Source organism: Nocardioides kongjuensis (assembly GCF_013409625.1).
In the GTDB taxonomy this organism is placed as follows: Bacteria; Actinomycetota; Actinomycetes; order Propionibacteriales; family Nocardioidaceae; genus Nocardioides; species Nocardioides kongjuensis.
Window position 1 is genome coordinate 3,101,501 of record NZ_JACCBF010000001.1, and the last position, 26,183, is coordinate 3,127,683.

Below are 26,183 nucleotides of genomic sequence, written 5' to 3' on the forward strand. Positions count from 1 at the left end.
ACGTGGACTCAGTCGGGCTGGTTTCCCCGAGCCGCCCGGCTGGCGGTGAGGTCGTCGAGCAGCGCGTCCAGCAACCGGCGCAGTCCAGGATGGCTGACATGCCCCTCCCGGGCCACCTGGATCAAGCGCTCGGCGACCTCCCGCACCTTCACGTTGCGGTTGCGCGACCACCACTTGAGCATCGCGAAGGCGGCCTCGGCGTCGAGTCCGTAGCCCAGCATCAAGATTCCCTTGGCCTGCTCGATCGTGTCCCGGGACGCTGCGGAGGCAGCCACCGCGGCGTCCGCGGCAGCCGCGGTCTCCGCCTCGAGCTCGGGCGTCAGGTCGAGGTAGTAGCCGACCAGGCGGTCGACCTTGCCGCTGGTGCGACCGCCGTCGTACTGGCCCTCGCCGCACAGCACGACGTTGCGCACCTCGCCGCGGACCAGGATCCGGTAGTAGACGTTGAACGGCGCTCCGTCCCCGATCGCCTCCTGCAGCGTCTGCTCGACGAGCTCGCGGTCGAGATCGTGCTTGTGCTGCATGATCAGCTCGGTGGTCGGCTCGACCTCGCCCGGCTGGTAGCCGTGGATGGCGAAGACGTCGTCGTCCCACTCCCACTTCTCGTCAGCGACGTGGAAGACGAAGCGGCCGGTCTGCCGCGCACCGTCCGTGGCCACCAGCCCGGCCAGCGACACCGGGTCACCTCCCGGGACTCCTCGACCCATCTCACCCTCCGTGGCGTGCGACTCGGCGACTGTGTATGCGGCCCGACGGCCGGGGTACCCCGCAACCACCGGAGGAGGTCGGCATGGGACGACGGACCGTCTGCGATGAGAACTATCCCGAACGCCGTACGGCGCGCACAACAGGGGGTCATCTCCTTGCGCTGCTGCGGGCGCGGCGGGTGCTGCTGCGCCTGATCCTGGGCGAGCTGTGGGAAGGAAGGACGAGGACCGGATGAGGCTGCCGAAGCCCTGTGGCCCCCTCAGCGAGGGTGTCGTCGAGTCCCTGCGAGCCCGGCCGCACGGCCCGCACGCCGTGCCCGAGCCCCGCGCGATGGGCGAGGTCACCTACCCGCTGACCGACCGGGACCTCCAGCTCGCGCTGTGGATCCTCTACGAGCTGCACTACCGGGGCTTCGACGACGTCGACGACCCGCGCGCCGAGTGGGACCCGCTGCTCATGGTGAGCCGGGCCGCGCTGGAGCGAACCTTCGAGCACGCCGTGCGGGAGCTGGTGAACGGCACGCCGCAGGACGCGCCCGCGCTCGAGGACCTGGGCGACAGCCCGGCCGAGCAGGTCACCGCCGCGCTGGTCCGGATGACCGCGCGCTCGGGCCCCTCGGACGTCGCCCAGTTCCTGCACCGCCGCGCGACCCGTGAGGAGTTCTGCTCCTACCTCGCCGAGCGCGCGGTCTACCACCTGCGCGAGTCCGACCCGCAGAGCTTCGTGCTGCCGCGGATCGGCGGTGCTGCGAAGGTGGCGCTGGCCGAGCTGCAGTACGACGAGTACGGCGGCGGCCGGCCCGACCGGCTGCACCAGGCGCTGTTCGCCCGCGCCCTGGACTCCTTGGGCATGCCGACCGACCTCGCGCCGTACGTCGAGGAGGCGAGCGGCGCGACGCTCGCCTCGGTCAACCTGATGTCGCTGTTCGCCCTCAACCGCCGCCTGCGCGGCGCCGCGATGGGTCACCTGGCCGCCTTCGAGGCGACCAGCTCGCTGCCGTGCGGGCGGATCCTGCGCGGAGCGCGGCGCCTGCACCTGCCCGACGCGGTGGCCGACTACTACGACGAGCACGTCGAGGCCGACGCCGTGCACGAGCAACTCGCGATCCGCGGGATCTGTGCTGCACTCGTCGCCGACGAGCCGGACCTGGCTCCCGACGTGGTCTTCGGCGCCACCGCGTGCCTGGCCGTCGACGGCCTGGCGGGCGAGGTGCTGCTCGACAGGTGGCGGACCGGTCGCGACGACCGGGCTGCGGGGTGATCGGGCGATGAGCAACCGACGGGTCGTCGTCACGGACTGTCCCGGCGGGCCCCTGCTGGTGCGTGGAGCCGACGAGGTGGTCGGTGTCGACGGCACGGCGGCTCCCGTCGAGCGAGCGGTCGTGGCGGTGTGTCGCTGCGGCCGGTCCGACCGATTGCCGTGGTGCGACGACAGCCACCGCGACCGACGCAGGAGGAAGAAGTCATGAGGGCCGTGACCTGGCAGGGCAAGGGCCGGATGAGCGTCGAGGACGTCCCGGACCCGTGGATCCAGGACCCGGACGACATCGTGGTCCGGGTGACCTCGAGCGGGCTGTGCGGGTCCGACCTGCACCTGTACGAGCCGCTCGCACCGTTCATGGAGGTCGGCGACGTCGTCGGCCACGAGCCGATCGGCGTCGTCGAGGAGGTCGGCCGCGACGTCACGTCGCTGCGCCCGGGCGACCGCGTCGTCGTACCGTTCAACGTCAGCTGCGGCCGCTGCTGGATGTGCGCCCATGGCCTGCACAGCCAGTGCGAGACGACCCAGAACGTCGAGCAGGGCACCGGCGCGAGCCTGTTCGGCTACAGCAAGCTGTACGGGCAGGTGCCGGGAGCCCAGGCGGAGTACCTGCGGGTGCCGTTCGCGGACCGGCTGCCGATCAAGGTGCCGGACGGGCCGCCCGACGACCGCTTCGTGTTCCTCTCCGACGTCCTGCCGACCGCCTGGCAGGCGGTGGAGTACGCCGCGCTGCAGCCGGGCGACACCCTGCTGGTGCTCGGCGCCGGTCCGATCGGCGACATGTGCGCCCGGATCGCCCTCATGCGCGGCATCCGGGTGTTCGTCGTCGATCCGGTTCCCGAGCGCCTGCAGCGGGTCTCGGCGTACGGCGCCGAGGTGCTGGTCACCGACAGCGACGCCGACACCGTCACGACGGTGCTCGAGGTGACCCGCGGACGGGGCGCCGACGCGGTCATCGACGCCGTGGGCATGGAGGCGCACGGATCTCCCGCGGCCGAGTCGATGGCGAAGGTGGTCGGACTGCTCCCGGACCGCGTCGCCCAGCCGTTGATGCGCCGTGCCGGCGTCGACCGGCTCGCCGCGCTGCACCTGGCCATCCAGGCCGTCCGGCGCGGCGGCACCGTGTCGGTGGTGGGCGTGTACGGCGGCCCGATGGACCCGATGCCGCTGATGGAGATGTTCGACAAGCAGGTGCAGCTGCGGATGGGTCAGGCCAACGTGCGGCGCTGGAGCGACGACATCCTGGCGCTGTTGCTGGAGCCGACGGACCACCTCGGTGTGGAGTCGTTCGCGACCCACCACCTGCCACTCGAGGAGGCGCCGGCGGCGTACCACGACTTCCGCGCCAAGAACGACGGCATGGTCAAGGTGCTGTTCCGCCCCTGACCTGACCGCACCCCATGCGACTCGGTCGTGGAATGCGTGAATCCGGGACCAATTCGCATGGGGCGCGGTGGTATCAGGCCGCGTGCGGACTCAGGTCCACGCCGACGGAGCGGCGCAGGTCGGTGAAGATCCGCTGCAGCAGGCGGGACACCTGGACCTGGGTCACGCCCAGCTCGTCGGCGATCTCCTGCTGGGTGTACTGGTCGTAGAACCGCATCCGGAGGATGCGGCGGTCTCGCGGCTTCAGCTTGCGGCACGCCGGCCCGAGCATCGCCACGGCCTCGCTGTGCTCGAAGCCGGGTTCGACCGTCGGCAACAGGTCACCGAGCGGGCTACCGGTCGCGGCGACCGGCTCGTCGAGCGACGCGGCGTGGGCCAGGTCGCCGCAGGCGAGCGCCTCCTCGACCTCGGCCGCGGGGCAGTCGAGCTCCTCGGCCAGCTCCTGCGGTGTCGGCGGCCGTCCGAGGAGCTGGGCCAGCTCCTCCTCGGCAGCGACCACGCGCGGGCGGATCTCCTGGAGCCGGCGCGGCGGCCGGACCGCCCAGGCAGCCGAGCGGAAGTGCCGCTTCAGCTCACCGAGGATGCTCGGCACGGCGAAGACCAGCAGGTCGTCGCCGCGCTCCGGGTCGAAGGACTGCACCGCGCGGGTCAGCGCGAGGCAGGCGACCTGCTCGAGCTCGTCGGCGGACTGACCACGGTTGCGGTAGCGGGCCGCGAGGGTGCGCGCCACGGGGATGTTGAGCACGATGACCTCCTGCAAGAGGTCGTCCCGCTCCCCTGGCGGACACTCCCGGGCCTGTGCCAGCAGCTCTGCGGTTCGCGCCTTGCGCTCGGCGGAGCTGACCCGGCCGGTGGATGAAGCGGTGGAGCGGTGGGGGATGGTGGGAATCGATGCGGTGGACATTTGGATACTCCCGAATTTCGAGAGCGGCGTGGCGGTGGGCTTGGCCACATGTCTGTTGCGTCGCTACCCAACCTAGCGCGATCCCATACGGGTGACCACCCCAACGGGTCATCGACCATGATCCGAACGGACTATCCACGAGAGGACCGCGTCCGGCGTAACGGTGTCGCCGCTCCGGTGTTGGACAAGGTGTGAGGGCGCACCCGGCGCCCCGGTCCCGTCGGAGGTCGTGGTGGAGCAGATCGTGGTGGCGCTCAGCCCCTTCACCCGGCGCAGCCGCTCGCTCGCGGTCAGCCACACCGGCGCCGGCCTGAGGCGCGGTCTCGAGCCCGGCGAGCACCTCGTCGTGCACGACCCGGAGGCTGACGAGCACTTCACCGCCGTCGTCGCCGACGTCGCCTTCGAGCTCGCCGACACGTCGTACCGCCTCGAGATCGGCACCCGGATCACCGCCGCCGAGGCGGTCGAGTGCCTCGCCCCGCCGACGGCGGACGAGCACCTCACCACCCAGGACATCGTCGCCCTGCTCGCCGAGCTGCGGCGCAGCGAGCGCGACGTCTCGGCCGCGCTGGCCGACCTCCGCGCACGCTGACACTGTCGTTCGACCACGAAGGACTAGTCCTTCCGGGTCACGCAACCAGATCCTCCGTGCCGACCTGTCCCGAAGGGATCGACCACCGGCGCGTCACACCGGAGAATCTTTACCGTGCCAGCCGAGAATCCGATCCGCGTCTACATCGTCGACGACCACGAGGTCGTCCGCCGTGGTGTGGCGAGCCTGCTCGAGACCGACCCCGAGCTCGAGGTGGTCGGCCAGTCCGGTAGCGCCACCGTGGCGCTGCGCGAGATCCTCCAGCTGCGCCCCGACATCGCGGTCCTCGACGCCAACCTGTCCGACGGCACGGGCGTCGACATCTGCCGCGAGATGCGTTCGGTCGACCCGAACATCAAGGCGCTGATCCTGACGACGTACGACGACCCGGACGCCATCTCCGCGGCGATCCTCGCCGGCGCGTCCGGCTACGTGCTGAAGAAGATCGAGGGCAACTCGCTCCTCAACGGCATCAAGCTGGTCGCCGGCGGCCACTCGCTCATCGACCCCGCCGTCGCCAACCGCGTCGTCGAGCAGATGGAGATGCAGCGCAAGTCGCTCGACGTCATCTGCGAGCTCACCCCGCAGCAGCGCAAGATCTTCTTCCTCATCGCCGAGGGCATGACCAACCGGCAGATCGCCGAGAAGCTCTACCTGGCCGAGAAGACCGTCAAGAACCACGTCACCGGGCTGCTCTCCCGGCTCGGCCTCCAGCACCGCACCCAGGCCGCACTGCTCGCCGTACGCCTGCGCGGCGCGGAGGGATCGGCGCCCGCCGCCGGCCCCGCGCTGGGCTCGGTTCCCCCCGCCGTGGACCGCCGCGTGGGCTGAGCCACCTGCTCGACGTACGAAACCCCCGCCCCCTGCGTCACAGGGGCGGGGGTTTTTCATGCGCTTGTCCGGGGTTGCAACATCTGACAAGCGCATGGATCCCCGGCTGTCCGGGGATCCATGCGCTTGCGGTGGCCAGGCCGACTCAGAGCTGGAAGCGACCCACCATGTCGCGCAGCTCGGAGGCGACACCGGTGAGCTCGGTGGCGGAGGTGAGCGTGTTCTGGGCGCCCTCGCGGGTGTCGGCGGCGGCGGTGGCGACCTGGGTGACGTCCTCGGCGATGCCGTTGGCGCCGGCGGCGGCCTCGGTGACCGAGCGCGCGATCTCGTTGGTGGTGGCGGTCTGCTCCTCCACCGCGGAGGCGATCGTCGACTGGATGTCGTTGATCCGCGCGATGACGTCGGCGATCCGGCTGATCGCGGAGACGGCACCTTGGGTGTCGCTCTGGATCGCCTCGATCTTCTGGCCGATCTCCTCGGTCGCCTTGGCGGTCTCCTTGGCCAGCTCCTTGACCTCGTTGGCGACCACGGCGAAGCCCTTGCCGGCGTCGCCGGCGCGGGCGGCCTCGATGGTCGCGTTGAGGGCGAGCAGGTTGGTCTGCTGGGCGATCGAGGTGATCACCTTGATGACCTGGCCGATCTCGGCGGACGACTCGCCCAGCGACGCGACGGTGCCCTGGGCCTCGGAGGCGACGGTGACGGCGTCCGTGGCGACGGTCGCGGCCTCGGTGGCGTTCTTGGCGATCTCGCGGATGGACGCGGTCATCTCCTCCGCCGCGGTGGCGACGGTCTGGATCGACGCGGACACCTGCACCGACGCGCTCGACGCGGAGGCCGCGCGGTCGGAGGTCATCGAGGCACCCTCGCCCATGCCCTCGGCGAGCGAGGTGAGCTGGGTCGCGGCCGCGCCCAGGGTCTCGGCCGCACCGCTGATGTTGCCCATGCTGGAGCGCAGGGTGCTCATCAGGGCGCGCAGCCCGTCGGCGACCTGGCCGACGGCGTCCTCGCCCTCGATGTCCAGCTCGCGGGTGAGGTCGCCGGTGGCGGCCGCGGAGACGACGTCGAGGATCTGCGCGACCTTGCCGGCGAGCACGGCAGCCGCCTCGCGCTCCTCGACCTCGCGGTTGATCCGGGCGATCGTCTCGGAGACCAGCCGGCCGACGTTGCGCAGCGCGTCGAGACGCTGCGTGCTCGGCTGGAGGGTCTCGGTCGCGAAGAAGTCCATCGTGCCGACGACCGCGCCGTCGACGATGACCGGGAAGCAGACGCCGGACTTGACGCCCACCCGCTGGGCGACGGGCGCCCGCACGCAGTCGGTCATCTCGCCGATGTCCTTGGTGAAGTACAGGTCGCGCTGGGCCCAGGCCCGGCCGGACAGGCCGGTGCCCTCGGCGAACGACGCCTGCAGGGTGACCTGCCGGAACTCCGGGCCGGCGTCGCCGGACTCACGGTCGAACTTGAGCAGCCGATCGGCGGGGTCGACCCTCCAGTAGGAGCCGTACGCCCAGCCGAACTCGCCGCGCACGGTGTCGAGCGCGACCTGGATCGCCGCGTCCGCGTCGGTCGCCGAGCCGAGCCCGGACAGGATCTTGTTGACGGCCGAGGTGTCGGCGGCCGCCTCGGCGCTCTCGCGCTCGATCCGCAGCCGGTCGGTGATCACCTCCCAGGTCGCCATGGCGCCGATGTACTCGCCCTTGTCGTCGGTGATGGCGCTGACCAGGAGGTCGAGGGTCTCCTCGCCGACCTTGATGTTCGCCCGCCGGGGCAGGTGCTCCGCCGTGGCGAGCAGGCCGCGCTGGTAGGCGGGGTTCTTGTGGAAGATGTCGAGGCTCGAGCCGACGACCTCGTCGGCCTTGATCGGCAGCGCACCCTCGAGGCTGCGCAGCGTGGTCAGCGAGGCCGGGTTCATGTAGCGGATGACGAAGTCACGGTCCGCGAACATCATGTTCGTCGGGCTGTTCTCCATCATCGAGGTCACCCGGGCGACCTCCTGCTCCATCCGGACCCGCTCGGTGATCACCTCCCAGGTCGCCATCGCGCCGACGTACTCGCCGTTGGCGTCGGTGATCGCGCTGACCAGCAGGTCGAGGGTCTCCTCGCCGACCATGATGTTCGCGCGACGCGGCAGGTGCTCCGCCGTCGCCAGCAGGCCGCGCTGGTACGCCGGGCTCTTGTGGAAGATGTCGAGGCTCGAGCCGACGACCTCGTCGGCCTTGACCGGCAGCACGCCCTCGAGGCTGCGCAGGGTCTCGAGCGAGGCCGGGTTCATGTACTGGATGACGAAGTCACGGTCCGCGAACATCATGTTCGTCGGGCTGTTCTCCATCATCGAGCTGGCGATGGCCATCTGCTGCTCGACCCGCAGCCGCTCGGTCACGTCCTCGAAGGTGACCAGCGCGCCGACGTAGGCGCCACTGGCGTCGCGGATCGCGGCGAACGACGCGTCGTGCGTGGTGACCTCGCTCGTGACGCGGTCGGTGAGCGGCAGGTGCTCGTCGGTCGCGGTGAGCCGGGCACCGAGCTCGGGGTGGGTGTAGATGACCTCGAAGGAGACGCCGACCAGGGTGTCGGGGTCGATGTCGGGGATGCCCGGGCCGCCGGCGGCGAGCTCCGTGCGTGCCTGCCGGTTGACGTAGCGGATGCAGTAGTCACGGTCGACGACGAACGCGCCGGTGTCGAGCGCGTCGTACAGCGCGAAGTCGACGGCGGGCGCGACCGTCCGCGTCTTGCGGGTGGTCGGTGCGGGGCCGGTGCCGTTAACCGGCGGGTCAAGGGTCTCGGTCACGGGTTTCCTCCGGTGGTGTCGGGCGTGGTGGCGACGTCGACCGCGCGGTCGGCGTCGAGGACGAGCAGGATGGAGTCGGGCAGGGGGCGGACGCCGCGGACGACGTCCTGGACCGCACGGGGCATGGTCGACGGCACGGGGTGCGGGTCGACGCCGGCGGTGTCGATCACGTCGCCGATGTCGTCGACGAGGAGGCTGACCACCTCGCCACGACTGCGGACGATCACGTTCATGGGGAGCTCGTCGCCCTCGCGGTCGGGCAGCCCGAGCCGCACCCGCAGGTCGACGGCGGTGACGATCTGGCCGCGCAGGTTGATCAGGCCGGTGACGGCGCGATCGGCCCGCGGGACGGGCGTCATCGGCTGGCGCCGCAGCACCTCCTGCACCTCGTCGACGGCGACGCCGAAGAACAGTCCGGCGACCCAGAAGGTGCAGTACTGCTCGGCGGTGCGGGCGATCGTGCCGGTCGTGGTCATGCGGGCACCCCCGATCGTGCGACGACGGCCTCGAGGTCGACCAGGTCGGTGACCCGGTCCTGGACGACGGCGCTGCCGGTGACGCCGGTACGACGACCGACCTCGCTCGCGCTGATCGCCACCTCGACGACGTCGAGCACCTTGTCGATGACGATGCCGACGGCACCCGCGGCATCTCCGGTCTCGTGGACGACGACGCTGATCTGCTCGCCCTGGTCGCTGGTGTCGGGCAGGCCGATCGCGGAGGCGAGCCGCACCAGCGGCAGGATCCCGTCGCGGTACTGCACCACCTCGGACGTGCCGCTGCGCTCGACCCGGTCACGGCCGAACTCCTCGAGCCGGGCGACCGCGGCCAGCGGCAGCGCCGCCCGGCGGCCGTCGGCGACCTCGAGCACGAGCAGCGCTGTCCGGTCGTCGGCGCCCAGCGTCCGGCCGTCGGTGGCGTCCTGCTGGGTGGCGCCGACCCCGACGGTGCCGGCGATCCCGGGGACGTCGAGGATGAGGGCCACCCGGCCGTCGCCCATGATCGTCGCGCCGGCGTACATGGTCAGCGCCTTGAGCTGGCGCCCGATCGGCTTGACCACGATCTCCTGGGTGTCGTGCACCTCCGAGACGCACAGCCCGAAGCGGACGTCGTCGGACTGGAGGACGACGACGGTGAGCGCCTCGTCCTCGGGACTCGCGCCGCCGAGGGTCTCGGCGAGGGACACCAGCGGCAGCAGCTTGCCGCGCAGCCGCAGCACGGGCGCGCCGGCGAGGTCCTCGACCTGGCGGCGCAGGTCGTCGCCCTCGATGCGCACCAGCTCGACCAGGTTGGCCTGCGGGATGGCGTAGCGCTCGCCGCCCTCCCCGACCACGAGAGCCGGGATGATGGCCAGGGTCAGCGGGATCCGGACCCGGGTCGTCGTACCGCGTCCGGGCTCGGAGGAGACGTCGACGCTGCCGCCGATCCGCTCGATGTTGGTGCGCACGACGTCCATCCCGACGCCGCGGCCCGAGATGTTGGAGACCTCGGCCGCGGTGGAGAAGCCGGGCCGGAAGATCAGGCCGAGGACGTCGCGGCTGTCCATCCGGGCCAGCTGGTCGCGGGTCACGACGCCGCGCTCGACGGCGACCGCGCCGATCGTCGCGGGATCGATGCCCTTGCCGTCGTCGGCGATCTCGACGACCACCTGGCCGGACTCGTGGTAGGCCCGCAACGTGAGCGTGCCCTTCGGGTCCTTGCCGGCGGCGCGTCGTACGTCGGGCGGCTCGATGCCGTGGTCGAGGGAGTTGCGGACCAGGTGGGTCAGCGGGTCCTTGACGGCCTCGAGGAGGCTGCGGTCCAGCTCGGTCTCGTGCCCCTCCATCACGAGCTCGACCTCGCGGCCGAGCTGGTGGGACAGGTCGCGAACGACCCGCGGCATCTTCGACCAGACCTGGCCGATCGGCTGCATGCGCGTCTTCATGATCGACTCCTGCAGCTCGCTGGCCACCAGGTCCAGCCGCTGGCTGGCGCGCACCAGCTCGGCGTCGGCGGAGCCCAGGCTGCGCTGCAGCAGCTGGTTGCGGGTGAGCACCAGCTCGCCCACCAGGTCGACCAGGTCGTCGAGGAGGTCGACGTCGACCCGGACCGTCGCGTCCACCGCCACCCGGCGCTCGATGCCGTCCCAGGGCTCGTCGGCGGCAGGGGCTGCGGGGGCGGCGGGGGTGGGCGCCGTCTCCGGTTCGGCGGCGACCGGCTCGGGCGCGGGCTCGGGTGCCGGCTCTGGTACGGGCTCGGGTTCCGCGGCGACCGGCTGGGGCTCCGGCTCGGGCTCCGCGGCGACGGCGACGGGCGGCGCCGGCTCGGTCGCGGACGGAGCCGCCGGGGACACGTCCGGCTCCTCCGTGACCGAGTCGGCCGCCAGCAGGCCCTCGATGACCGCGACGACGGGGGCGACGTCGACGGCCGGGTCGGTGTCGCGCCCGGTGCGCTCGATCCCGTCGAGCAGCGCGCGGACCGTGTCGACCATCGAGAGCAGTCCCTCGGCGATCGGGGGCGTCATCACGACCTCCCCGTCGCGCAGCCGCGACAGCAGGGTCTCCCCCACGTGCGTGAGCTGCTCGAGCCGGTTGAAGGCGAGGAACCCGCTGGTCCCCTTGATCGTGTGGATCGTGCGGAAGATGCTCGACAGCCGCTCCCGCGAGTCGGGCTGCTGCTCGAGCTCGACCAGGTCCCGGTCGAGCTGGTCGAGGTTCTCGTGGGACTCCACGAGGAACTCGGCGATGATCTCGGCGTCGTCGTCCATCCGCGCCTCCCTTCAGGCTCGCTCCCCATCGGCCCTGAGCGGGGCCGGGTGAGGCGAGTCAAGAGAGTTGGGACCTAGTCCCAGGGCGCGGGGTACGTCTCCGGCCTGCAGGGGGCTGGGAGAGGTGACTCGGGGCGCGAAGGTGACCAGAGTGCGTGTTGCAGCGGACTCATGGCGCCCACAGCGGCGAACCACGTGTCACAGCACCCAGCCCCCGCCGGAGCAGCAGCGCGATCAGGTGCGCGAGCGCAGGGCTTCGCTGAGGGAGGCGACGGCGGCCTCGGGCGGGGAGGCGGCGTCGGCGTTGGCGTCGGCGAGCTCGGCGAGCAGCTCGGCGCGGTGCACGGCGACCGAGCGGGGCGCGTCGATGCCGATGCGTACGACGTCACCGCGGACCTCGAGGACCGTGATCGTGACGGCCTCGGGCGAGCCGCCACCGATGACGACGCTTTCGCCGATGCGACGCGAGAGAACCAGCACGTGGTGAGGCTATCGCGTCGGGCGGCGCGTCACGCGACCAACGGCGCGGCGAGCGGCAGGTCCGCGTCGTCGAGGATGACCTGGCTGGCGCGGCGGGTGGCGGGATTCACCACGAGCGGGGCCCGCAGGTTGACGGTGGTGTCGGCGAGGGTGGCGCCGGCGCGGACGACGAGCAGCACGAGCACGTCGCCGGCCGTGGTCTCGTCGATGCCGAGCTCGGTGACGGTCTCGTCGTCGAGGTCGAGCGCGTAGTCCGGGTAGAACGGTGCGGGCGGCACGACCACGAACTGCAGGTCCTGGCTGTCGAGCGAGCGGAAGCCGTGGAGCACGCCGTCGTCGTCGAGGCGCACGAGCGCGAACCGGGCGTCGTCGGGGAACCCGGGCATCGGGTGGGCGAGCTCGATGACGGGGAGGTCCATGCGCTCGATCATCGCAGGAAGTCCAGCAGGCTGGGCTGCATGACGCGCGAGGTCGCGGCGAGGGCGGCCTGGTAGGCGACCTCCTGCAGCTTGAGGTGCACGGTCGTGTCCGCGAGGTCGGCGTTCTCGATCGAGCTGAGGTTGTTCTCCAACGACATCTTCGCGTCGTCGGCGGCCTGCGCCGACTGCTCGATGCGCTGGTAGCGGGTGCCGGCCGCGGCGCGGACGCCCGTGACGGTGTTCTCGCGCGTGCGCAGCACGTCGACCGACGCCCTGATGCCGGCGGTGTCGCCGGCGCGCAGGGCCGTGGCGAGCGCGTCGAGCTCGGCGAACACCGAGCTGGCGCCGTCGCCGAAGACGGTGCGGCCGTCGACGTCGACCTGGACGACGACGTCGTCGGCGACCCGGCGGTTGACGGAGCCGGCCACGCCGACCCAGTTGCCGGTGGCGTCGTAGGCCTGGCCCCCGCCCGTCACGCCGCCGAACACCGGCCGCTCGAGGTAGCTGGCGTTGGCCTGGCCGAGCAGCTGCTCGCGGACGCCGTCGATCTCGATGGCGAGCGCGTCGCGGGCCTGCTGGCCCATCGCGCCGGTGTTGGCGCCCTGGAGCGCGAGGTCGCGCGCCCGGCGTACGGCGGTCGTCACGCCGTCGAGGGTGCTGTCGACCTGGGTCAGCCACCCGAGGCCGTCCTGGGCGTTGCGGGCGTACTGCGCCTGGTCGGAGACCGAGGTCCGGATCCGCATGGCGGCGGTGGTCCCGGTCGGGTTGTCGGAGGGCCGGTTGATGACCCGCCCGGTCGACAGCTGCTCCTGCAGCGAGGCCAGCTGGCCGAGGTTGCGCTGCAGGTTCGCGAGCGAGCCGTCGGTGAGCATCCGCTGCGTGACGCGTCCGATCGTCATGACGTCCAGTTCCCCCGTGGTCGCTAGCGGCCGACCAGGCCGGTGCGGTTGATGAGCGTGTCGAGGACCTCGTCGAGGGTCGTCATCAGCCGCGCCGCGGCCTCGTAGGCCCGCTGCGCGGAGACCATGTTGACGGTCTCCTCGTCGAGGTTGACGCCCGCCTGCTGCTCGCGGGCGTCGTCGAGGGCGCCGGTCAGCGACGTCTGGTTGGCCGTACGACGATCGAGCGCCGCCACGTCCGTCCCGAGACCGTTGACCAGGCGCTGGTAGGCGTCCGGGTAGGTGCCGATCCGGCTGAGCAGGTCGGCGTTGCTGCCGTCGAGGGCGCCGCCGCCGACGCTGGAGGCGGCGAGCTCGGCAGGGTCGGTGATCGCGACCTGCAGGCTGGCCGCGCCGACGAGCGGGTCGTAGCCGAACAGCGGCGCCCCGGCAGTGCCGGTCGCGTCGAAGCCCGCCGCCTGCTGGGCGTTGACGGTCGCGGCGAGGTCCGCGGCGACCGCGTCCAGGCCGGCGCGGTACGCCGGCAGGGTGGTCGTCAACACCTCGGTGACCGCACCGAGCTCACCGCCGGGACCGGTCGCGCCGGACGGGAGGACGGTGCTGCCCCACGACGCGTCGATCCGGTAGGTGATCGGGGAGCCGTCGGCGGCGCCGGCCGGCGTGATGCCGGAGGCGAGCACGAAGGTGCCGGCCTCCTTGCCCTGCACGAGCGGCGTGCCGGCGACGGTCACGGTGAACTGGCCGTCGGCCTGGACGGTGGTGACGCCGCCGGTGAGCTCGGCCAGCCGCGTCGCGAGCACGTCGCGGCGGTCGCGGAGCACGCCCGCGTCGGTGCCGTTCTGCTCGGTGACGAGGATGTCGTGGTTGAGCGCCGCCAGGCCGGACGCGGCCGTGTTGACCTCGCTGACCAGGTTGGTGGCGTGGATGCGCTGGTCCGCCTCCTCGCCCGCGACGTTGGCGACCTGGCCGCGCAGCGCCTGGGCGAGGGTCTCGGCGCGGCCGAGGACCTGCTGGCGGGCGGCAGTGCTGCCGGGGTTGAGCGAGAGGTCCTGCCAGGCGTTGCGGAGCTCGAGCATCGCGGCGTGCACGCCGTTGGGGCCGGGCTCGCCGACGCCCTCCTCGACCCGGGCCAGGATCGTGCGGCTGGTCGAGAGGTAGGACAGCATCCCGTGCTCGCGGCGTACCCGCGAGTCGAGCAGCGGGTCGCTCATCCGGCGCACCTCGCCGACCGCGACACCCTCGCCGTGGCCGTCGTAGCGCGACCACAGGGCGGCCTGTGCGCTGCTGACCGAGGCGCCGACGACGCGGCGGCGGACGTAGCCGTCCGTGCTGGCGTTGGCGATGTTGTTGCCGGCCACGTCGAGCGCGACCTGGTTGTAGCGCAGCCCGGAGAGAGCGGTGTTGATCGACCCGAACGACCCGGCCATCACAGGCTCCGGTCGAGGAGGTGGTGACGGGGGGCGTCGGCGACCACGGTGCCGGCGTGCGTGTAGCTGGCGGTCGTCGTGCCGCCGATGGCGAGGAGGGTCTCCCGCGCCGAGCGGTAGCCGGCGGTGAGCAGGCCCTTGGCCTCCTCGGAGGTCTCCGCGATGTCACGGGCGATGGCGACCAGCGCGTCACGGTGGTCGCGCAGGATGCCGTGCCACGGGTCGGGTGCCGCCTCCGCGAGCGCGGCCAGCGACGGGTTGGGCGTCAGCCCCAGGATCGCGGCGGCCTCGTCGGCGGCAGCAGCGCGCAGCACCTCGGTGGCGCGCAGGTCGTCGAGCAGGTCCTCGATGTCCCGGGTGGCGTTGACCAGCCACCGGGTCCGGCCGCTGGCGAGCACCAGCCGCTCGACCTCCAGCCGGTAGGCCAGTGCCTCGAGCATCTCGCGCTCCCGCCACAGGACCTGTGACAGCTTGTCCATGTCTGCGGTGTCGACCACGACACTCCCCCTTCGTCCTCCCCGAGCCGGGGACCTTCGTGCCGTCCCATCGCCCGCGGGACACCCGACCTGAGCGTTTTCGCCGAACGGGCACCGCACGGATGTCCGTGCGGACCACCCGGACCCGGGACCTGGGTCCCCATTCGCCCGACCGACCGGACACTTGGCGGCCATTGCCCTGCGCGCCGCCACCACGAGGCCGGAACCTCGTGCATGTGAACGCGAACGAGGCCACCGTCGCCACCTCGGGTACCGACGAGCTGATCACCAGCCACATGCCCTTGGTGGGACACATCGTGCGGGAGACCATGGGTCGGGTGCCGTCCCACGTCAACCGCGACGACCTCACCTCCGCCGGCCTGACCGCCCTGGTCCTGGCGGCCCGCGCGTTCGACGAGACCCGGGGCGTTCCGTTCGACCGGTACGCCGCCACCCGGATCCGCGGGGCCCTCCTCGACGAGCTGCGCTCGGTCGACTGGGCCTCGCGCTCGGTACGACGTCGCGCCCGCGACCTCGCCGAGACCCGCAACCAGCTCGCCGTGGTCCTCGGCCGGACCCCCACACTGGCCGAGGTCGCCCGGGCGACCGGCCTGAGCGAGGACGAGGTCGCCGCCAACGACGACGACGTCTCCCGAGCCCAGGTGTTGTCGCTGCAGGGCTCGAGCACGACCCCGATCGAGGAGCTGGTCCCCACCCGCGCTCCCTCGCCCGAGGACCTGCTCGAGCACGGCGAGCGGCTGACCTACCTGCGCGAGGCGATCGCCGAGCTGCCGGACCGGCTGCGTGTGGTGGTCGAGGACTACTTCTTCTCCGAGCGGCCGATGGCCGACATCGCCGCCGACCTGGGCGTCACCGACTCCCGGATCTCGCAGATGCGGGCCGAGGCGCTGTCGCTGCTGCGTGACGCGCTCAACCACGAGCTGGAGCCGGCCCTGGTCCGCCCGACGGGCAAGAGCGGTGGCGTCGCCCAGCGCCGGCGCGAGTCGTACTTCGCCGCCGTCGCGGCCCGGCACGCGGCCGGGATGCGCCGCGGCGTCAGCCCGCTCGACGCGGTCGGCTGACGGCCTGCGCCCTACTCCCCGACCTGGCCGTCGATCGCCTGGCGGAGCAGGTCGGCGTGCCCGTTGTGCCGCGCGTACTCCTCGATCATGTGAGCGAGCAGCCAGCGCAGCGTGACCGGCTCCTCGGGGTCGACTGCCCGCGTGGCCAGGCCCTGCTCGGTCGCCAGCGCGTCGGCGACGACCCGGTCGGAGACGGCACCGCCTCGTCGTACCACTGCCACAGCTGGTCGGCGCCGAACTCGTGCGCGTGCCGCCACGACCAGTCGGGATCGCCGACGTCGGCGATCGAGAGCCAGCCCGGCATCGCCACCCGCCCGCGAAGGTCAGGTTGAACCAGCCGGCCTCGACCATCGTCAGGTGCAGCACCAGGCCGGCGAGGGTCATGTCCGTGGGCGGCACCGGGCGGCATAGCTCCTCGTCGCCGAGGCCGGCGCACTTCCAGCGCAGCGTGTCGCGGTGGAAGTCGAGGAAGCCGCGCAGCGTGTCCACCTCGGACCCGTCGACAGGCGGCTGGCGGCGGTCCTGCGAGGTCGTCATGCACGGCACGCTACGACCGGCCCAGGATTTTTCGGAAGACCTCTCAACCCGGCCAGCGGCGTACCGATCACCACCCCGACGGGCGACCACGGACGGTCCCCGAACAATCGACCTGATTCCAGGAGGGAAACATCATGGGTCTTCGCATCAACCAGAACATCGAGGCCACCAACGCCTACCGCAACCTGTCGGTGACGCAGGGTCAGCTCTCGAAGTCCATGGAGAAGCTGTCGTCCGGCTTCCGGATCAACCGGGCCGCCGACGACGCCGCCGGCCTCGCGATCTCCGAGGGCCTGCGCTCCCAGGTCGGTGGCCTCAAGGTCGCCGTCCGCAACGCCCAGGACGGCATCTCGGTCGTGCAGACCACGGAGGGCGCCCTCACCGAGGTCCACTCCATCCTGCAGCGCATGCGCGACCTCGCGGTCCAGGCGTCGAACGACAGCAACAACACCGAGGCCCGGGCCAACATCAAGGCGGAGGCGGACCAGCTCACCTCCGAGCTGACCCGGATCGGCAACTCGACCAACTTCAACGGCACCAAGCTGCTCGACGGCAGCGCGGGCACGCTGAACTTCCAGGTCGGTGCCGACGGTGACTCGGACAGCAACATCGCGGTCAACCTCGCCACCGCCAACGTGGTCTCGATCGCGAGCAACCTCGGCAGCGCCGGCGCCGAGTTCGACGTGCTGACCCCGACCGCCGTCACCGGCGCGGTGACCTTCTCCACCACCACGCCCGCCACCTCCGCGACCGTCACCCTCGGCGCGGCCGGCACCTACAAGACGGTCAACGACGTCGCCGACGCCCTCAACGCCGACACCGGCTTCGCGGCCAACTTCAGCGCCTCCGTCGACAAGGACAACCAGCTGGTCGTCTCCTCGAAGGTCGGTGGCACCGTCGACGTCACCGCCCCCGGTACCGGCATCGCGGCCGGTGCGGCCGTCGCCGGCGGCCTGAGCTTCGCCACCCACGCGTCGGCCCAGGCGGCGATCAACACGATCGACACCCAGATCAGCGCGGTGTCGACCGCCCGAGCCAACCTCGGTGCCTACCAGAACCGGTTCGAGCACACGATCGCCAACGTCAACGTCGCGATCGAGAACCTGTCGGCCTCGGAGTCGCGGATCCGCGACACCGACATGGCCTCGGAGATGATGAGCTTCACCAAGTCCCAGATCCTCTCGCAGGCTGGTACGGCGATGCTCGCGCAGGCCAACTCGGCCCCGAACGGCGTGCTGCAGCTGCTCCGCGGCTGATCGCACACCCACCCCAGGTGCCGGTGGGGCCGATGGCCCCACCGGCACGTGGTCGTTCTGACACCTTCCGGAGGAATCGATGGCAACCGCGAGCATCGGCGGGCTGGCCAGTGGCCTGAACACCGCCGACATCATCAGCCAGCTGATGTCCCTCGAGGCCGTTCCGCAGAGCAAGCTCAAGACCCAGCTCGCCACCGAGCAGAGCCGGCTGTCGAGCTACCAGCAGCTCAACGCCCGCCTCGCCACGCTCGGCAGCACGTCGGGCTCGCTCGCCACCTCCTCCACCACCACCGGCACCTGGGCCGCCCTGAAGGCCACCTCGTCCAACACCGCGGTCACCGTCACCGCGACGAACGCCGCCTCCCCCAGCGCGTTCACCGTCAACGTCGGCCAGACGGCGCTGAGCCACCAGCTCGCCTTCACCGACGCCCACGCCAAGACCGACGTCGTCACCGGCGCCGCCACCGATGTCGTGCTCAAGCGCGCTGGGCAGGCCGACGTCACCATCAGCACCACCGGCGGCACCCTGGAGCAGGTCGCCAGTGCCATCAACGCCGCCGACAAGGGCGTCCGCGCGACGCTGGTCAAGGTCGGCACCTCCGGAGGCACCGACCAGTTCCGGCTCCTCGTCGAGTCCACCACGACCGGCAACAGCTCGGCCTTCGACCTGACGGCGGCCGACGGCTCGCCGCTGATGGGCGGTACGACGGTCCGCGCGGGACGCGACGCCAGCATCACCATCGGCGGCATCACCGCGACCTCGGCCACCAACACCTTCACCGACGTCACCCCCGGCGTGACGATCACCCTCGGCAGCGCCGCGACCGGCAGCGCCGACATCGCCGTCACCCGGGACGCCGCGACCCGCTCGGCAGCCGTGAAGTCGCTGGTGAGCGACATCAACGGGATGCTCGACGCGATCGGCACCGCGACCGCCCACAACGCCGACGCCGCCAAGGCCGGGGTGCTGTCGGGCGACAGCACCCTGCGCGGCGTCGCCAGCCGGCTGACCACCGCGGTCTACCCGGAGGACGGGACCTCGCTGGCGCCGTACGGCATCCAGCTCGACCGCTACGGCAAGCTCACCTTCGACGAGGCGAAGTTCGCCGCCGCGTACGCCGCCGACCCGGACGCGGTCACCGCCGCGATCACCGGACCCGACGGCTTCGCGGCCCGGGTCCAGGCGGTCGCCACCAGCGCCAGCGACAAGACCAGCGGCACCGTCACCGGCGCCGTGAACGGCCGCACCGCTGCGATCACCCGACTCAACAAGAGCATCGCCGACTGGGACGACCGGCTCGCGCTGCGTCGTACCACCCTCGAGCGGCAGTTCACCGCCCTCGAGACGGCCATGTCCCAGATGCAGAGCCAGTCCAGCTGGCTCTCCAGCCAGCTCAGCTCCCTGACCAAGTCCAGCGAGTGAGGACGGACCCATGTACGCGACCCACCGCAACGCCACCTCTGCCTACCGCGACAACGCCGTGGCGACGGCGTCCCCGGCCCGCCTGCTCGTCATGCTCGTCGAGCGCCTCGTGCTCGACGTCGAGCGTGGTCTCGCCGCGCAGCGGTCGGGCGAGTGGCCGGAGGCGCACCGCCACCTGCTGCACGCCCAGGACATCGTGCTCGAGCTCGAGCACAGCCTCGACGTCGACAAGATGCCCGCCGGCAAGCAGCTGGCCAGCCTCTACGAGTTCCTGCGCAACCGGCTGGTCCTCGCCAACGTACGACGCGACCCCCGCCTCACCACCGAGAGCCTGACCCTCTCGCGGCAGCTGTGCGACACCTGGCGCGAGGCCGCGATGGCGGCGGCCGTCTCGTGACCGGCCCGGAGCAGCCCGACCGCCCCGCGTCGTGGACCGAGGCGCTCGACCGGCTGGAGGCGCACGCCGACCACGCCGAGCAGATGCTGCAGGGCGTACCTGCCGGCGCGACGGGCACGACACCCGAGCCGTGGCTGCCGCCGACCGACCTGGGCCCGCTGCCCAGCGACCTGGTCCCCCGCGCCCGGATGCTGCTCGCGCGCCAGCAGCGGCTGATGGCCGCGATCCCCGGGGTGCTCGAGGACAACCGCCGCCAGCAGCAGGTCGCCGACCGGGTGGTCCGGGCGACGACCACGCCCCCGGTGCCGGTCTACCTCGACGTCACCGCGTAGGGACGATCAACGTCAGCGACGTGAGGGTGGCCGTGCCGACGTCCCCGCAGACGTGGAGTCCTGCGGGGTGCGGGGCGGGGTCGCTACTCGTCGGGCGGGTGCACCGGGTGGGTGCCGCGGTGGTCGACCCGGAACCGGAACCCGCTCGGACTGGTCCACACGTACGTTGCCGGCATCGGGGTCTCGTAGCGCCAGGCCGAGTGGGTCTTGGCGCGGTGGTGCCGCCGGCAGAGCGGCACGAGGTTGCACGGACAGGTCGGGCCGCCCCGGTCGTGGGGTTGGTGGTGGTCGATGTCGCAGCTGGTTGCGGGTCGCGTGCAGTGGGGGAAGCGGCAGGTGTGGTCCCGCAGCGCTACGCGGGTCTTGTGGCGGTCGGGGATCTCGTAGGAGCCGACGGGGACGTGGTCGGCGAGGTCGATCACCGGCCGCACGATGATCGTGGTGCTCTTCGAACGCAGCCACTCCCGGATCTGGGCGGTGCTGATCGGGCAGCGGCCCTCCTCCCACCGCCCGACCGGGTTCCGGCCAGCAAGGGTGGTGTCGGTGACGTGCACGTTCAACACGACCTTCCGGCCGGGGACGGTCGCGACGACCTCTCCCGTGGCGGGGTCCGGGACCAGCAGGTCCAGGGCCAGGTCCTGACGGGCGAGCTCGGCAGCGGCCTTGGAGCGCCGCACGTCGAGTGAGGAGTCGTCCCCGAGCCGGCCCAGCACCTCGGCCCGACGTCCGACGGCTTGGTCGAGGTCGTGCCCGTCGGCGGCATCCATCAGCCCGTCGACGTGCACGAGACCGTGCTCGTCGACGTCGCTGATGTCGAAGTGCCGGTGGTCGGCAGCCTTGGCCCGGTCGGTCTCGGCCTTGTCGGGGTCGAACCGCAACATCGCCTCCGCGACGAGGCGTTCGAGCTGGGCCCACCCGACGCCGGAGGCGTTCCACAGCTGCCGGTCCACGAACCCCGCCGCCTCAGCCGACAGGCCACGGGTGAGGTCCGCGATCCGCTCAGCACGCCACGGAGCCAACCGCCCCGCCACCACGGCGTCGTAGACGTTCGGCAATCGCCACGCGCACTCGATCACCCGCCCGACGTAGGCCTTGCCACCGTCAGGGGTGCGGCCGAGGACCGCGACGAGCTCCATCAACGCGAACTCGCTGACCAGCGGGGCACCCGCCCCGGCGATCGGGACCCCGGTGTCGAGGTAGCCCTCGGTGATGGTCGCGGCACCTTCGGGTCCGGTGATGATGTGGTCGCCGGCCCACTCCACGATCGTCGCCCATTCGCGGACCAGGGAGGCCTGGCGGCCTTCGACCTCGGCACGCAGCCCGGACAGCAGAGCCGCTGTCGAACGGGGCCGGGTTCCGAGATCCATGACTGAATTCTCCCACCCACCGCCGACAGAAGCGAACGTTCAGAACCCGCCTGGGGACAGGGGAAACTCGTTCCCGGGGTGTGGAGAAGCGATGTCACCAGACATCACAGAAGTGATCGCGCGGACCGCAACCCGACCGCGGAACCCAGCCACCTCCCCACCTTCCTCGTCGCTGCCTTTTCGGAACCCGACCGGCCACCCAACCGAAGGCCCGAGCACAGTCCCGGCAGCACGAAGCCGGCGGTCTCGAGGCCCGGCCGCGGGCGACCCCGACCACCGGGGTCAGGCAGCGCGGGAACGTCGTACGGTCGCGATGATCCGGTCGGCGAGCTGCTCGAGCGGGAGCACGTCGTCGGCGAGGCCGGCGCCGGCGACCGCACCGGGCATCCCCCACACGACCGAGCTCTCCTCGTCCTGGACGATGATCCGGGCACCCGTCGCCGCCAGGTCCCTCGCCCCGGCGAGACCGTCCTGGCCCATGCCGGTGAGCACGGCGGCGAGCGCGCCGGCGCCGTACACCTCCACGGCGGAGCGGTACAGCACGTCGACGGCCGGGCGGCAGAAGTTCTCCTGCGGCCCCTGGTCCAGCGCCACGCGTACGCCGGCCGCGGACCGCCGCAGCCGCAGGTGGAAGTCGCCCGGCGCGATCAGGACCTCGCCCGGGCGCGCCTCCTCGCCGTCGACGGCCTCGCGGACGGTCAGTGCGCTGACCTTGTCGAGGCGCTGGGCGAGCATCGTGGTGAAGACCGGCGGCATGTGCTGGACGACGAGGACCGGGACGCCGAGGTCGGCGGGCAGGCGCGGGAGCAGCCGGGCCAGGGCGTCGGGTCCACCGGTGGAGCAGCCGATCAGGAGTGCGGAGACAGGTGCGACGGCGGGGCGCGGCAGCTCACGTCGCACGACCGGGACGGCGGTGCCGGGCGTGAGCTTGCGGATCCCCGCCAGGGCACGGATCCGGGGCACCAGCTGGTCCCGGATCGCAGCGATCCCGTCCGCGATCTGGCCGGTGTTGGAGGGCTTCGTGACGTAGTCGCTCGCGCCGCGGGACAGCGCGTCGAGCGTCGCGGTCGCGCCGCGCTCGGTCAGCGTCGAGAACATGATCACCGGCAACCGGGCGTGCTTCTCGCGGATCTGGGTCAGCGCACCGAGGCCGTCGAGGTGGGGCATCTCGATGTCGAGGGTGACGACGTCGGGGGCGAGCTCGTCGACCATGCGCACGGCCTCGAGCCCGTCGCGGGCCACCCCGGCGACCTCGATGTCCGGCGCCTGGCGCAGCGCGGTGGTCACCAGCCGTCGTACCAGTGCCGAGTCGTCGACGACGAGAACCCTTATGTGCGTCACGGCTGCTCCATCGGCGTGGGACCCGTGCGTCTGAGGGCTCAGGTCCCCGTGAGCACCGCCGATGGAGCGGGCATGACGACGTCCACCGCCTTCGCGTCCGTCTCGGCGCTCGTCCGCCGGGAGACGTCGATGGTGTACGACGAGGGCAAGGAGTACCTCGTCGAAGCCCGGCTCAACCCGCTCGCCAACGCGCGTGGCCTCGGCCTCGAGGAGTACGTCGCCCGGCTGGCGTTCGACGCCGACGAGCGCCGCAAGGTGATCGACGCACTCACCATCAACGAGACCAGCTGGTTCCGCGACCACACGCCGTACCAGGCGTTCACCGACGCGATGCTGCCCGCACTGCTGGAGAACCGGAAGCTCACCCGGCGGCTGCGGATCTGGAGCGCCGCCTGCTCGAGCGGCCAGGAGGCGTACTCGATCGCGATGCTGCTCGACCAGCACCTGCCCGAGGGCTGGACGTACGAGATCGTCGCGACCGACATCTCCACCGCGATGCTGGAGCGGGTCCGGACCGGGAGGTACAGCCAGGTCGAGGTCAACCGCGGCCTGCCCGCCACCAGCCTGGTCCGCTACTTCACCCGGGTGGGCCGGGACTGGGAGATCGCCGACCGGCTCCGCGAGCGGGTCACCGTCAAGCACCTCAACCTCGCGGCGCCGTACCTCGGGCTGGGGACCTTCGACGTGATCTGGCTGCGCAACGTGCTCATCTACTTCGACGCCCCCACCAAGCAGGACATCCTGCGCCGGATGCTGCCGATGCTGGCGGACGACGGCTACCTGCTGCTCGGCTCCTCCGAGACCACCCTCGACATGCCGGCCGACCTCGCGGCGGCCTGGCAGCGCGAGCAGATCGGGCGGGTGCCGGCGTACCGCCGCGCGTCCGCCCGGACCACCCTGACCCCGTCCCTCACCAGCACAGGAGCCTGACCGTGCGAGCGATGATCATCGACGACTCCCGGGCGATGCGGAGCATCCTGCGCCGCATCGTCACGGACCTCGACTTCGAGACGAGCGAGGCCGAGCACGGCCAGGCCGCGCTCGACCAGATGCGCGCGGGCGTCGTGCCCGACGTGTGCCTGGTCGACTGGAACATGCCGGTGATGGACGGCTACACGTTCATCACCGAGGTGCGGGCGAACCCGGAGTGGCGTGACGTCACGCTGATGATGGTGACGACCGAGAGCGAGCAGCGGCAGATCGTGCGCGCGCTGGCCGCCGGTGCGCACGAGTACGTCATCAAGCCGTTCACCCCGGACGCGATCGTCGACAAGCTCTCGCTGCTCGGGCTGGTCCCGGCATGAGCGCGCTCGACGTCGGGACCGTCGAGGTGCCCGAGAGCGAGGACGTGCTCGCCGTCACCGAGGACGTGTGGATGGCACTGCTCGGCGACGACGGGACGCTGCTGCCGCGCGCCGTACCGCCCGGTTCGCCCTTCGACGCCACCGCCTGGTCGGCCGCGACCACGATCAGCGGCGGCTGGCAGGGCGTCGTGACCGTCGAGCTCGACGAGGTCCTCGCCCGCCGCCTGACCACCCGGATGCTCGCGCTGCCGGCCGACGAGGAGGCCAGTGACAGCGACGTGGCCGACGCCGTCGGCGAGCTGGTCAACATGGTCGGCGGCAACGTGAAGAGCCTGATGCCCGGTCCCAGCGTCCTCTCGCTGCCCGCCGTGGCCGCCGGTCGCGCGGCCTTCTCCAGCGACTCCACGCTCGCCTGCCGCCTCGACCTCGTGTGGCAGGACGCCCCTGTCCGCGTCTCCGTCCACGTCCCCCAGGAAGGTCCCCGATGAAGATCCTGATCGCCGACGACAGCCGAGTGATGCGGCAGATCGTGATCCGCACCCTGCGCCAGGCCGGGCACGGCGGGCACGACATCGTCGAGGCCGAGAACGGCCGGCAGGCGCTCGAGATGGTGCAGACCGAGGCCCCCGACCTGGTTCTCTCGGACTGGAACATGCCCGAGATGAACGGCATCGACTGCCTCTCCGCACTGCGCGCCTCCGGCTCCACCGTGGCATTCGGGTTCGTCACCTCGGAGGGCTCGGAGGAGATGCGCGAGCGGGCAGCGTCCGCCGGCGCCGCCTTCCTGATCGCCAAGCCGTTCACCCCGGAGGCGTTCGACGACGCGCTCCGCAGCGTGATCTGAGGTCGAACCGATGACCGTCCACCTCCCCCAGCCCAAGCAGCTGCGCGACCTGCTCGCCGACCTCCTCGGTCGCGACGTCACCCTCACCCCGTCGGCCCCCTTCGCCCCCGGCCCCGACACGCCCGCGTCGGTGGCGCTGTACGTCGACGACAGCCTGCGCATCAGCGCGCTCATCGCCTGCGACCTGGCCTTCTCGGCGTACGCCGGCGCCGCGCTCGGCCTGATCCCCGTCGGTGACGCCGCCGCCGCGATCGGCGACGGCAAGGTCACCGACGCGATCTCCGAGAACCTCTACGAGGTGCTCAACATCGCCGCCTCGACGTTCAACGTCGCCGGCGCCGACCACCTGCGCCTGCACGCCCTCCACCCCGCCGGCCCGCCGCTCGACCCGCAGGTGCGGATCAGCACGCTCACGCTGGGGCGGCGCGAGGACCTCGCTGTCGACATCGCGGGGTACGGCGCCGGGTTGCTGTCCGTCGTGCTCCTCTGACCCCGGGCACGTCCTCACCTGTTGGGGGGATGCCGCGCGGACGACACCTTCCTATGCTCGCAGCGTGCGGCGCAGCCCAGGTGCCCTCGTGCCGCGCGAGGCACAGGTGACCGTGCCCGGTCGGCCGGTGGGCTCACCGTCGTACCGGGCGGAGCTGCTGCGCACGCTGCGCGTCGTCCTCGTCGCCGGACTGCTGTCCGGCGTCGCCATCGGCGTGCTGCTGCGGGTCGCGATGCTGCTCCTGCGCCTGGCCTCTCCCGGCTCGTCCGGCCTGGTCTCCGACGACGGGTTCGAGATCGGGCGCGTCACGCCGTTCGGCATCTACAACCTGCTCGCCTTCGGGATCCTGCTCGGCTGCGTCGGCGCGGCGGCGTACGTCGCCGTGGCACCGTTCCTGGTCGGCCCGCCGCCCCTGCGACGGTTGACGGTCGGGATCACGGCGATGCTGCTCGGCGGCACCGCCGTGATCCACGACGACGGCGTGGACTTCACCGCCCTCGACACCGGGGTCGCGGTCGAGCTCTTCCTCGCGGTGCCGTTGCTGTCCGGCCTGCTCGTGTCGTCCGCGGTCGACCTGGTCGACCGGTGCCTCGACCGATGGCCGCGCTGGCTCCCGGTCCTGACGCTGGTTCACCCGCTGATGGTCGTGGCGCTCGGCGTGGTCGCGCTGGTCGTGGCTGTGCTGCTCCCGGTGCGCCGGGCGCTCCTGGCGCCCGTCCTCGCCAGCTCCGGGCTCACCTGGACCGTGCGAGGCATCTTCGCGCTGGTCCCGCTCGCCGCTGCGTTCGGCCTGGCACTCGACCTCCGGGCCGTGCTGGGCTGACGGGACACGACCGGGACAGGACCGGGGACAAACCGGGGACCTCGGCCCTCCGGAGCGGGACGCGGAGCCTCCTA

At 71.9% G+C, this 26,183-nt stretch carries 29 protein-coding genes and 1 pseudogene; 16 read left to right on the top strand and 14 right to left on the bottom strand.

Annotated elements, in window-relative coordinates; genetic code table 11:
- Positions 1-8 precede the first annotated feature (8 nt).
- On the bottom strand, positions 9-707 hold the full coding sequence (locus BJ958_RS14895; RefSeq protein WP_179727616.1) for a PAS and ANTAR domain-containing protein: 699 nt from the start codon (positions 705-707) through the stop codon (positions 9-11).
- Positions 708-939: 232 nt separating this feature from the next.
- Here BJ958_RS14895 and BJ958_RS14900 point away from each other — a divergent pair, with 232 nt between their 5' ends.
- From BJ958_RS14900 to BJ958_RS14910, 3 genes are read left to right on the top strand one after another with little or no spacing between them, the layout of a single operon-like run.
- Positions 940-1,968, top strand: a complete 1,029-nt coding sequence (locus tag BJ958_RS14900) for an iron-containing redox enzyme family protein (protein ID WP_179727619.1) — start codon at positions 940-942, stop codon at positions 1,966-1,968.
- Between the two features lie 7 nt (positions 1,969-1,975).
- Positions 1,976-2,176, top strand: coding sequence for a CDGSH iron-sulfur domain-containing protein (locus BJ958_RS14905; RefSeq protein ID WP_179727622.1), 201 nt, complete (start codon positions 1,976-1,978; stop codon positions 2,174-2,176).
- Positions 2,173-3,354: a zinc-dependent alcohol dehydrogenase gene (locus tag BJ958_RS14910; RefSeq protein WP_179727625.1), complete on the top strand. Its 1,182-nt coding sequence runs from the start codon at positions 2,173-2,175 to the stop codon at positions 3,352-3,354. Before BJ958_RS14905 ends, BJ958_RS14910 begins: the two co-directional genes overlap by 4 nt.
- Before the next feature lie 73 nt (positions 3,355-3,427).
- Here BJ958_RS14910 and BJ958_RS14915 read toward each other — a convergent pair whose 3' ends face one another.
- Entirely contained in the window at positions 3,428-4,258 is an 831-nt protein-coding gene (locus BJ958_RS14915; RefSeq protein WP_246319054.1) for a sigma-70 family RNA polymerase sigma factor, read from the bottom strand.
- Between the two features lie 232 nt (positions 4,259-4,490).
- On the opposite strand from BJ958_RS14915, the gene BJ958_RS14920 reads away from it, so the two are divergent.
- Positions 4,491-4,850, top strand: coding sequence for a hypothetical protein (locus BJ958_RS14920; protein WP_179727631.1), 360 nt, complete (start codon positions 4,491-4,493; stop codon positions 4,848-4,850).
- A 114-nt stretch (positions 4,851-4,964) separates the two neighbouring features.
- Entirely contained in the window at positions 4,965-5,681 is a 717-nt protein-coding gene (locus BJ958_RS14925; RefSeq protein WP_179727634.1) for a response regulator, read from the top strand.
- A 145-nt stretch (positions 5,682-5,826) separates the two neighbouring features.
- Here the strand turns inward: BJ958_RS14925 and BJ958_RS14930 are convergent, their stop codons facing one another.
- The 8 genes from BJ958_RS14930 to flgN form a co-directional block, all read right to left on the bottom strand.
- Positions 5,827-8,466, bottom strand: coding sequence for a methyl-accepting chemotaxis protein (locus tag BJ958_RS14930; protein ID WP_179727645.1), 2,640 nt, complete (start codon positions 8,464-8,466; stop codon positions 5,827-5,829).
- Positions 8,463-8,942, bottom strand: a complete 480-nt coding sequence (locus tag BJ958_RS14935) for a chemotaxis protein CheW (RefSeq protein ID WP_179727648.1) — start codon at positions 8,940-8,942, stop codon at positions 8,463-8,465. Before BJ958_RS14935 ends, BJ958_RS14930 begins: the two co-directional genes overlap by 4 nt.
- A complete protein-coding gene (locus BJ958_RS14940; RefSeq protein WP_179727651.1) occupies positions 8,939-11,212 on the bottom strand; it encodes a chemotaxis protein CheA in 2,274 nt (757 codons plus the stop codon). The genes BJ958_RS14935 and BJ958_RS14940 overlap by 4 nt, the downstream gene beginning before the upstream one ends.
- 234 nt (positions 11,213-11,446) lie before the next feature.
- Positions 11,447-11,692: a carbon storage regulator gene (locus BJ958_RS14945; protein WP_179727654.1), complete on the bottom strand. Its 246-nt coding sequence runs from the start codon at positions 11,690-11,692 to the stop codon at positions 11,447-11,449.
- A gap of 29 nt (positions 11,693-11,721) precedes the next feature.
- Positions 11,722-12,111 carry a flagellar assembly protein FliW gene (fliW, locus tag BJ958_RS14950; RefSeq protein ID WP_246319055.1) on the bottom strand — a complete coding sequence of 130 codons (390 nt, stop codon included), beginning with the start codon at positions 12,109-12,111 and terminating at the stop codon, positions 11,722-11,724.
- A gap of 8 nt (positions 12,112-12,119) precedes the next feature.
- Entirely contained in the window at positions 12,120-13,010 is an 891-nt protein-coding gene (gene flgL / locus BJ958_RS14955; protein ID WP_218865768.1) for a flagellar hook-associated protein FlgL, read from the bottom strand.
- Positions 13,011-13,033: 23 nt separating this feature from the next.
- On the bottom strand, positions 13,034-14,437 hold the full coding sequence (gene flgK, locus BJ958_RS14960) for a flagellar hook-associated protein FlgK (protein WP_179727658.1): 1,404 nt from the start codon (positions 14,435-14,437) through the stop codon (positions 13,034-13,036).
- Positions 14,437-14,934 (bottom strand): flagellar export chaperone FlgN, encoded by a 498-nt coding sequence (gene flgN / locus BJ958_RS14965; RefSeq protein ID WP_273516625.1) that lies wholly within the window; start codon positions 14,932-14,934, stop codon positions 14,437-14,439. Before flgN ends, flgK begins: the two co-directional genes overlap by 1 nt.
- A gap of 215 nt (positions 14,935-15,149) precedes the next feature.
- Here flgN and BJ958_RS14970 point away from each other — a divergent pair, with 215 nt between their 5' ends.
- Entirely contained in the window at positions 15,150-15,995 is an 846-nt protein-coding gene (locus BJ958_RS14970; RefSeq protein ID WP_343052694.1) for a sigma-70 family RNA polymerase sigma factor, read from the top strand.
- A gap of 11 nt (positions 15,996-16,006) precedes the next feature.
- Here BJ958_RS14970 and BJ958_RS28580 read toward each other — a convergent pair whose 3' ends face one another.
- Positions 16,007-16,210 (bottom strand): mycothiol transferase, encoded by a 204-nt coding sequence (locus BJ958_RS28580; protein WP_218865770.1) that lies wholly within the window; start codon positions 16,208-16,210, stop codon positions 16,007-16,009.
- Positions 16,211-16,352: 142 nt separating this feature from the next.
- Positions 16,353-16,532, bottom strand: a pseudogene (locus BJ958_RS28585) (mycothiol transferase); the annotation flags it as partial.
- 134 nt (positions 16,533-16,666) lie between these two features.
- Between BJ958_RS28585 and BJ958_RS28590 the strand changes: the two are divergent.
- From BJ958_RS28590 to BJ958_RS15000, 4 genes are all read left to right on the top strand, one after another.
- Positions 16,667-17,788 (top strand): flagellin N-terminal helical domain-containing protein, encoded by a 1,122-nt coding sequence (locus BJ958_RS28590; protein ID WP_179727662.1) that lies wholly within the window; start codon positions 16,667-16,669, stop codon positions 17,786-17,788.
- Positions 17,789-17,867: 79 nt separating this feature from the next.
- Positions 17,868-19,211 (top strand): flagellar filament capping protein FliD, encoded by a 1,344-nt coding sequence (fliD, locus tag BJ958_RS14990; protein ID WP_179727664.1) that lies wholly within the window; start codon positions 17,868-17,870, stop codon positions 19,209-19,211.
- 10 nt (positions 19,212-19,221) lie between these two features.
- Positions 19,222-19,608: a flagellar export chaperone FliS gene (fliS, locus tag BJ958_RS14995; protein ID WP_179727666.1), complete on the top strand. Its 387-nt coding sequence runs from the start codon at positions 19,222-19,224 to the stop codon at positions 19,606-19,608.
- Positions 19,605-19,940, top strand: coding sequence for a hypothetical protein (locus tag BJ958_RS15000; protein WP_179727668.1), 336 nt, complete (start codon positions 19,605-19,607; stop codon positions 19,938-19,940). The genes fliS and BJ958_RS15000 overlap by 4 nt, the downstream gene beginning before the upstream one ends.
- Before the next feature lie 83 nt (positions 19,941-20,023).
- On the opposite strand, the gene BJ958_RS15005 is transcribed toward BJ958_RS15000, so the two are convergent.
- On the bottom strand, positions 20,024-21,307 hold the full coding sequence (locus tag BJ958_RS15005; RefSeq protein WP_179727671.1) for an HNH endonuclease signature motif containing protein: 1,284 nt from the start codon (positions 21,305-21,307) through the stop codon (positions 20,024-20,026).
- A 282-nt stretch (positions 21,308-21,589) separates the two neighbouring features.
- Positions 21,590-22,648 carry a chemotaxis-specific protein-glutamate methyltransferase CheB gene (locus tag BJ958_RS15010; protein WP_179727674.1) on the bottom strand — a complete coding sequence of 353 codons (1,059 nt, stop codon included), beginning with the start codon at positions 22,646-22,648 and terminating at the stop codon, positions 21,590-21,592.
- A gap of 72 nt (positions 22,649-22,720) precedes the next feature.
- Here BJ958_RS15010 and BJ958_RS15015 point away from each other — a divergent pair, with 72 nt between their 5' ends.
- The 6 genes from BJ958_RS15015 to BJ958_RS15040 all read left to right on the top strand — a co-directional run bounded on the left by BJ958_RS15015 (position 22,721) and on the right by BJ958_RS15040 (position 26,109).
- Positions 22,721-23,578 carry a CheR family methyltransferase gene (locus BJ958_RS15015; protein WP_179727677.1) on the top strand — a complete coding sequence of 286 codons (858 nt, stop codon included), beginning with the start codon at positions 22,721-22,723 and terminating at the stop codon, positions 23,576-23,578.
- Between the two features lie 11 nt (positions 23,579-23,589).
- Entirely contained in the window at positions 23,590-23,952 is a 363-nt protein-coding gene (locus BJ958_RS15020; RefSeq protein ID WP_203043953.1) for a response regulator, read from the top strand.
- A complete protein-coding gene (locus tag BJ958_RS15025) occupies positions 23,949-24,440 on the top strand; it encodes a chemotaxis protein CheX (protein WP_179727680.1) in 492 nt (163 codons plus the stop codon). The genes BJ958_RS15020 and BJ958_RS15025 overlap by 4 nt, the downstream gene beginning before the upstream one ends.
- Complete coding sequence (locus BJ958_RS15030) at positions 24,437-24,796, top strand: response regulator (protein WP_179727683.1); 360 nt, start codon at positions 24,437-24,439, stop codon at positions 24,794-24,796. Before BJ958_RS15025 ends, BJ958_RS15030 begins: the two co-directional genes overlap by 4 nt.
- A gap of 10 nt (positions 24,797-24,806) precedes the next feature.
- Positions 24,807-25,286, top strand: a complete 480-nt coding sequence (locus tag BJ958_RS15035) for a hypothetical protein (RefSeq protein ID WP_179727686.1) — start codon at positions 24,807-24,809, stop codon at positions 25,284-25,286.
- Positions 25,287-25,350: 64 nt separating this feature from the next.
- Positions 25,351-26,109 (top strand): hypothetical protein, encoded by a 759-nt coding sequence (locus BJ958_RS15040; RefSeq protein ID WP_179727689.1) that lies wholly within the window; start codon positions 25,351-25,353, stop codon positions 26,107-26,109.
- Positions 26,110-26,183 lie beyond the last annotated feature (74 nt).

Excerpts from the sequence above, each read along its gene's own strand:
- BJ958_RS14895 (WP_179727616.1), bottom strand. The coding sequence starts at position 707 with ATGGGTCGAGGAGTCCCGGGAGGTGACCCGGTGTCGCTGGCCGGGCTG.
- BJ958_RS14900 (WP_179727619.1), top strand. The coding sequence starts at position 940 with ATGAGGCTGCCGAAGCCCTGTGGCCCCCTCAGCGAGGGTGTCGTCGAG.
- BJ958_RS14905 (WP_179727622.1), top strand. The coding sequence starts at position 1,976 with ATGAGCAACCGACGGGTCGTCGTCACGGACTGTCCCGGCGGGCCCCTG.
- BJ958_RS14910 (WP_179727625.1), top strand. The coding sequence starts at position 2,173 with ATGAGGGCCGTGACCTGGCAGGGCAAGGGCCGGATGAGCGTCGAGGAC.
- BJ958_RS14915 (WP_246319054.1), bottom strand. The coding sequence starts at position 4,258 with ATGTCCACCGCATCGATTCCCACCATCCCCCACCGCTCCACCGCTTCA.
- BJ958_RS14935 (WP_179727648.1), bottom strand. The coding sequence starts at position 8,942 with ATGACCACGACCGGCACGATCGCCCGCACCGCCGAGCAGTACTGCACC.
- BJ958_RS14940 (WP_179727651.1), bottom strand. The coding sequence starts at position 11,212 with ATGGACGACGACGCCGAGATCATCGCCGAGTTCCTCGTGGAGTCCCAC.
- fliW (WP_246319055.1), bottom strand. The coding sequence starts at position 12,111 with ATGGACCTCCCCGTCATCGAGCTCGCCCACCCGATGCCCGGGTTCCCC.
- flgL (WP_218865768.1), bottom strand. The coding sequence starts at position 13,010 with ATGACGATCGGACGCGTCACGCAGCGGATGCTCACCGACGGCTCGCTC.
- flgK (WP_179727658.1), bottom strand. The coding sequence starts at position 14,437 with ATGGCCGGGTCGTTCGGGTCGATCAACACCGCTCTCTCCGGGCTGCGC.
- BJ958_RS28590 (WP_179727662.1), top strand. The coding sequence starts at position 16,667 with ATGGGTCTTCGCATCAACCAGAACATCGAGGCCACCAACGCCTACCGC.
- fliD (WP_179727664.1), top strand. The coding sequence starts at position 17,868 with ATGGCAACCGCGAGCATCGGCGGGCTGGCCAGTGGCCTGAACACCGCC.
- fliS (WP_179727666.1), top strand. The coding sequence starts at position 19,222 with ATGTACGCGACCCACCGCAACGCCACCTCTGCCTACCGCGACAACGCC.
- BJ958_RS15005 (WP_179727671.1), bottom strand. The coding sequence starts at position 21,307 with ATGGATCTCGGAACCCGGCCCCGTTCGACAGCGGCTCTGCTGTCCGGG.
- BJ958_RS15015 (WP_179727677.1), top strand. The coding sequence starts at position 22,721 with ATGACGACGTCCACCGCCTTCGCGTCCGTCTCGGCGCTCGTCCGCCGG.
- BJ958_RS15020 (WP_203043953.1), top strand. The coding sequence starts at position 23,590 with ATGATCATCGACGACTCCCGGGCGATGCGGAGCATCCTGCGCCGCATC.
- BJ958_RS15025 (WP_179727680.1), top strand. The coding sequence starts at position 23,949 with ATGAGCGCGCTCGACGTCGGGACCGTCGAGGTGCCCGAGAGCGAGGAC.
- BJ958_RS15030 (WP_179727683.1), top strand. The coding sequence starts at position 24,437 with ATGAAGATCCTGATCGCCGACGACAGCCGAGTGATGCGGCAGATCGTG.
- BJ958_RS15035 (WP_179727686.1), top strand. The coding sequence starts at position 24,807 with ATGACCGTCCACCTCCCCCAGCCCAAGCAGCTGCGCGACCTGCTCGCC.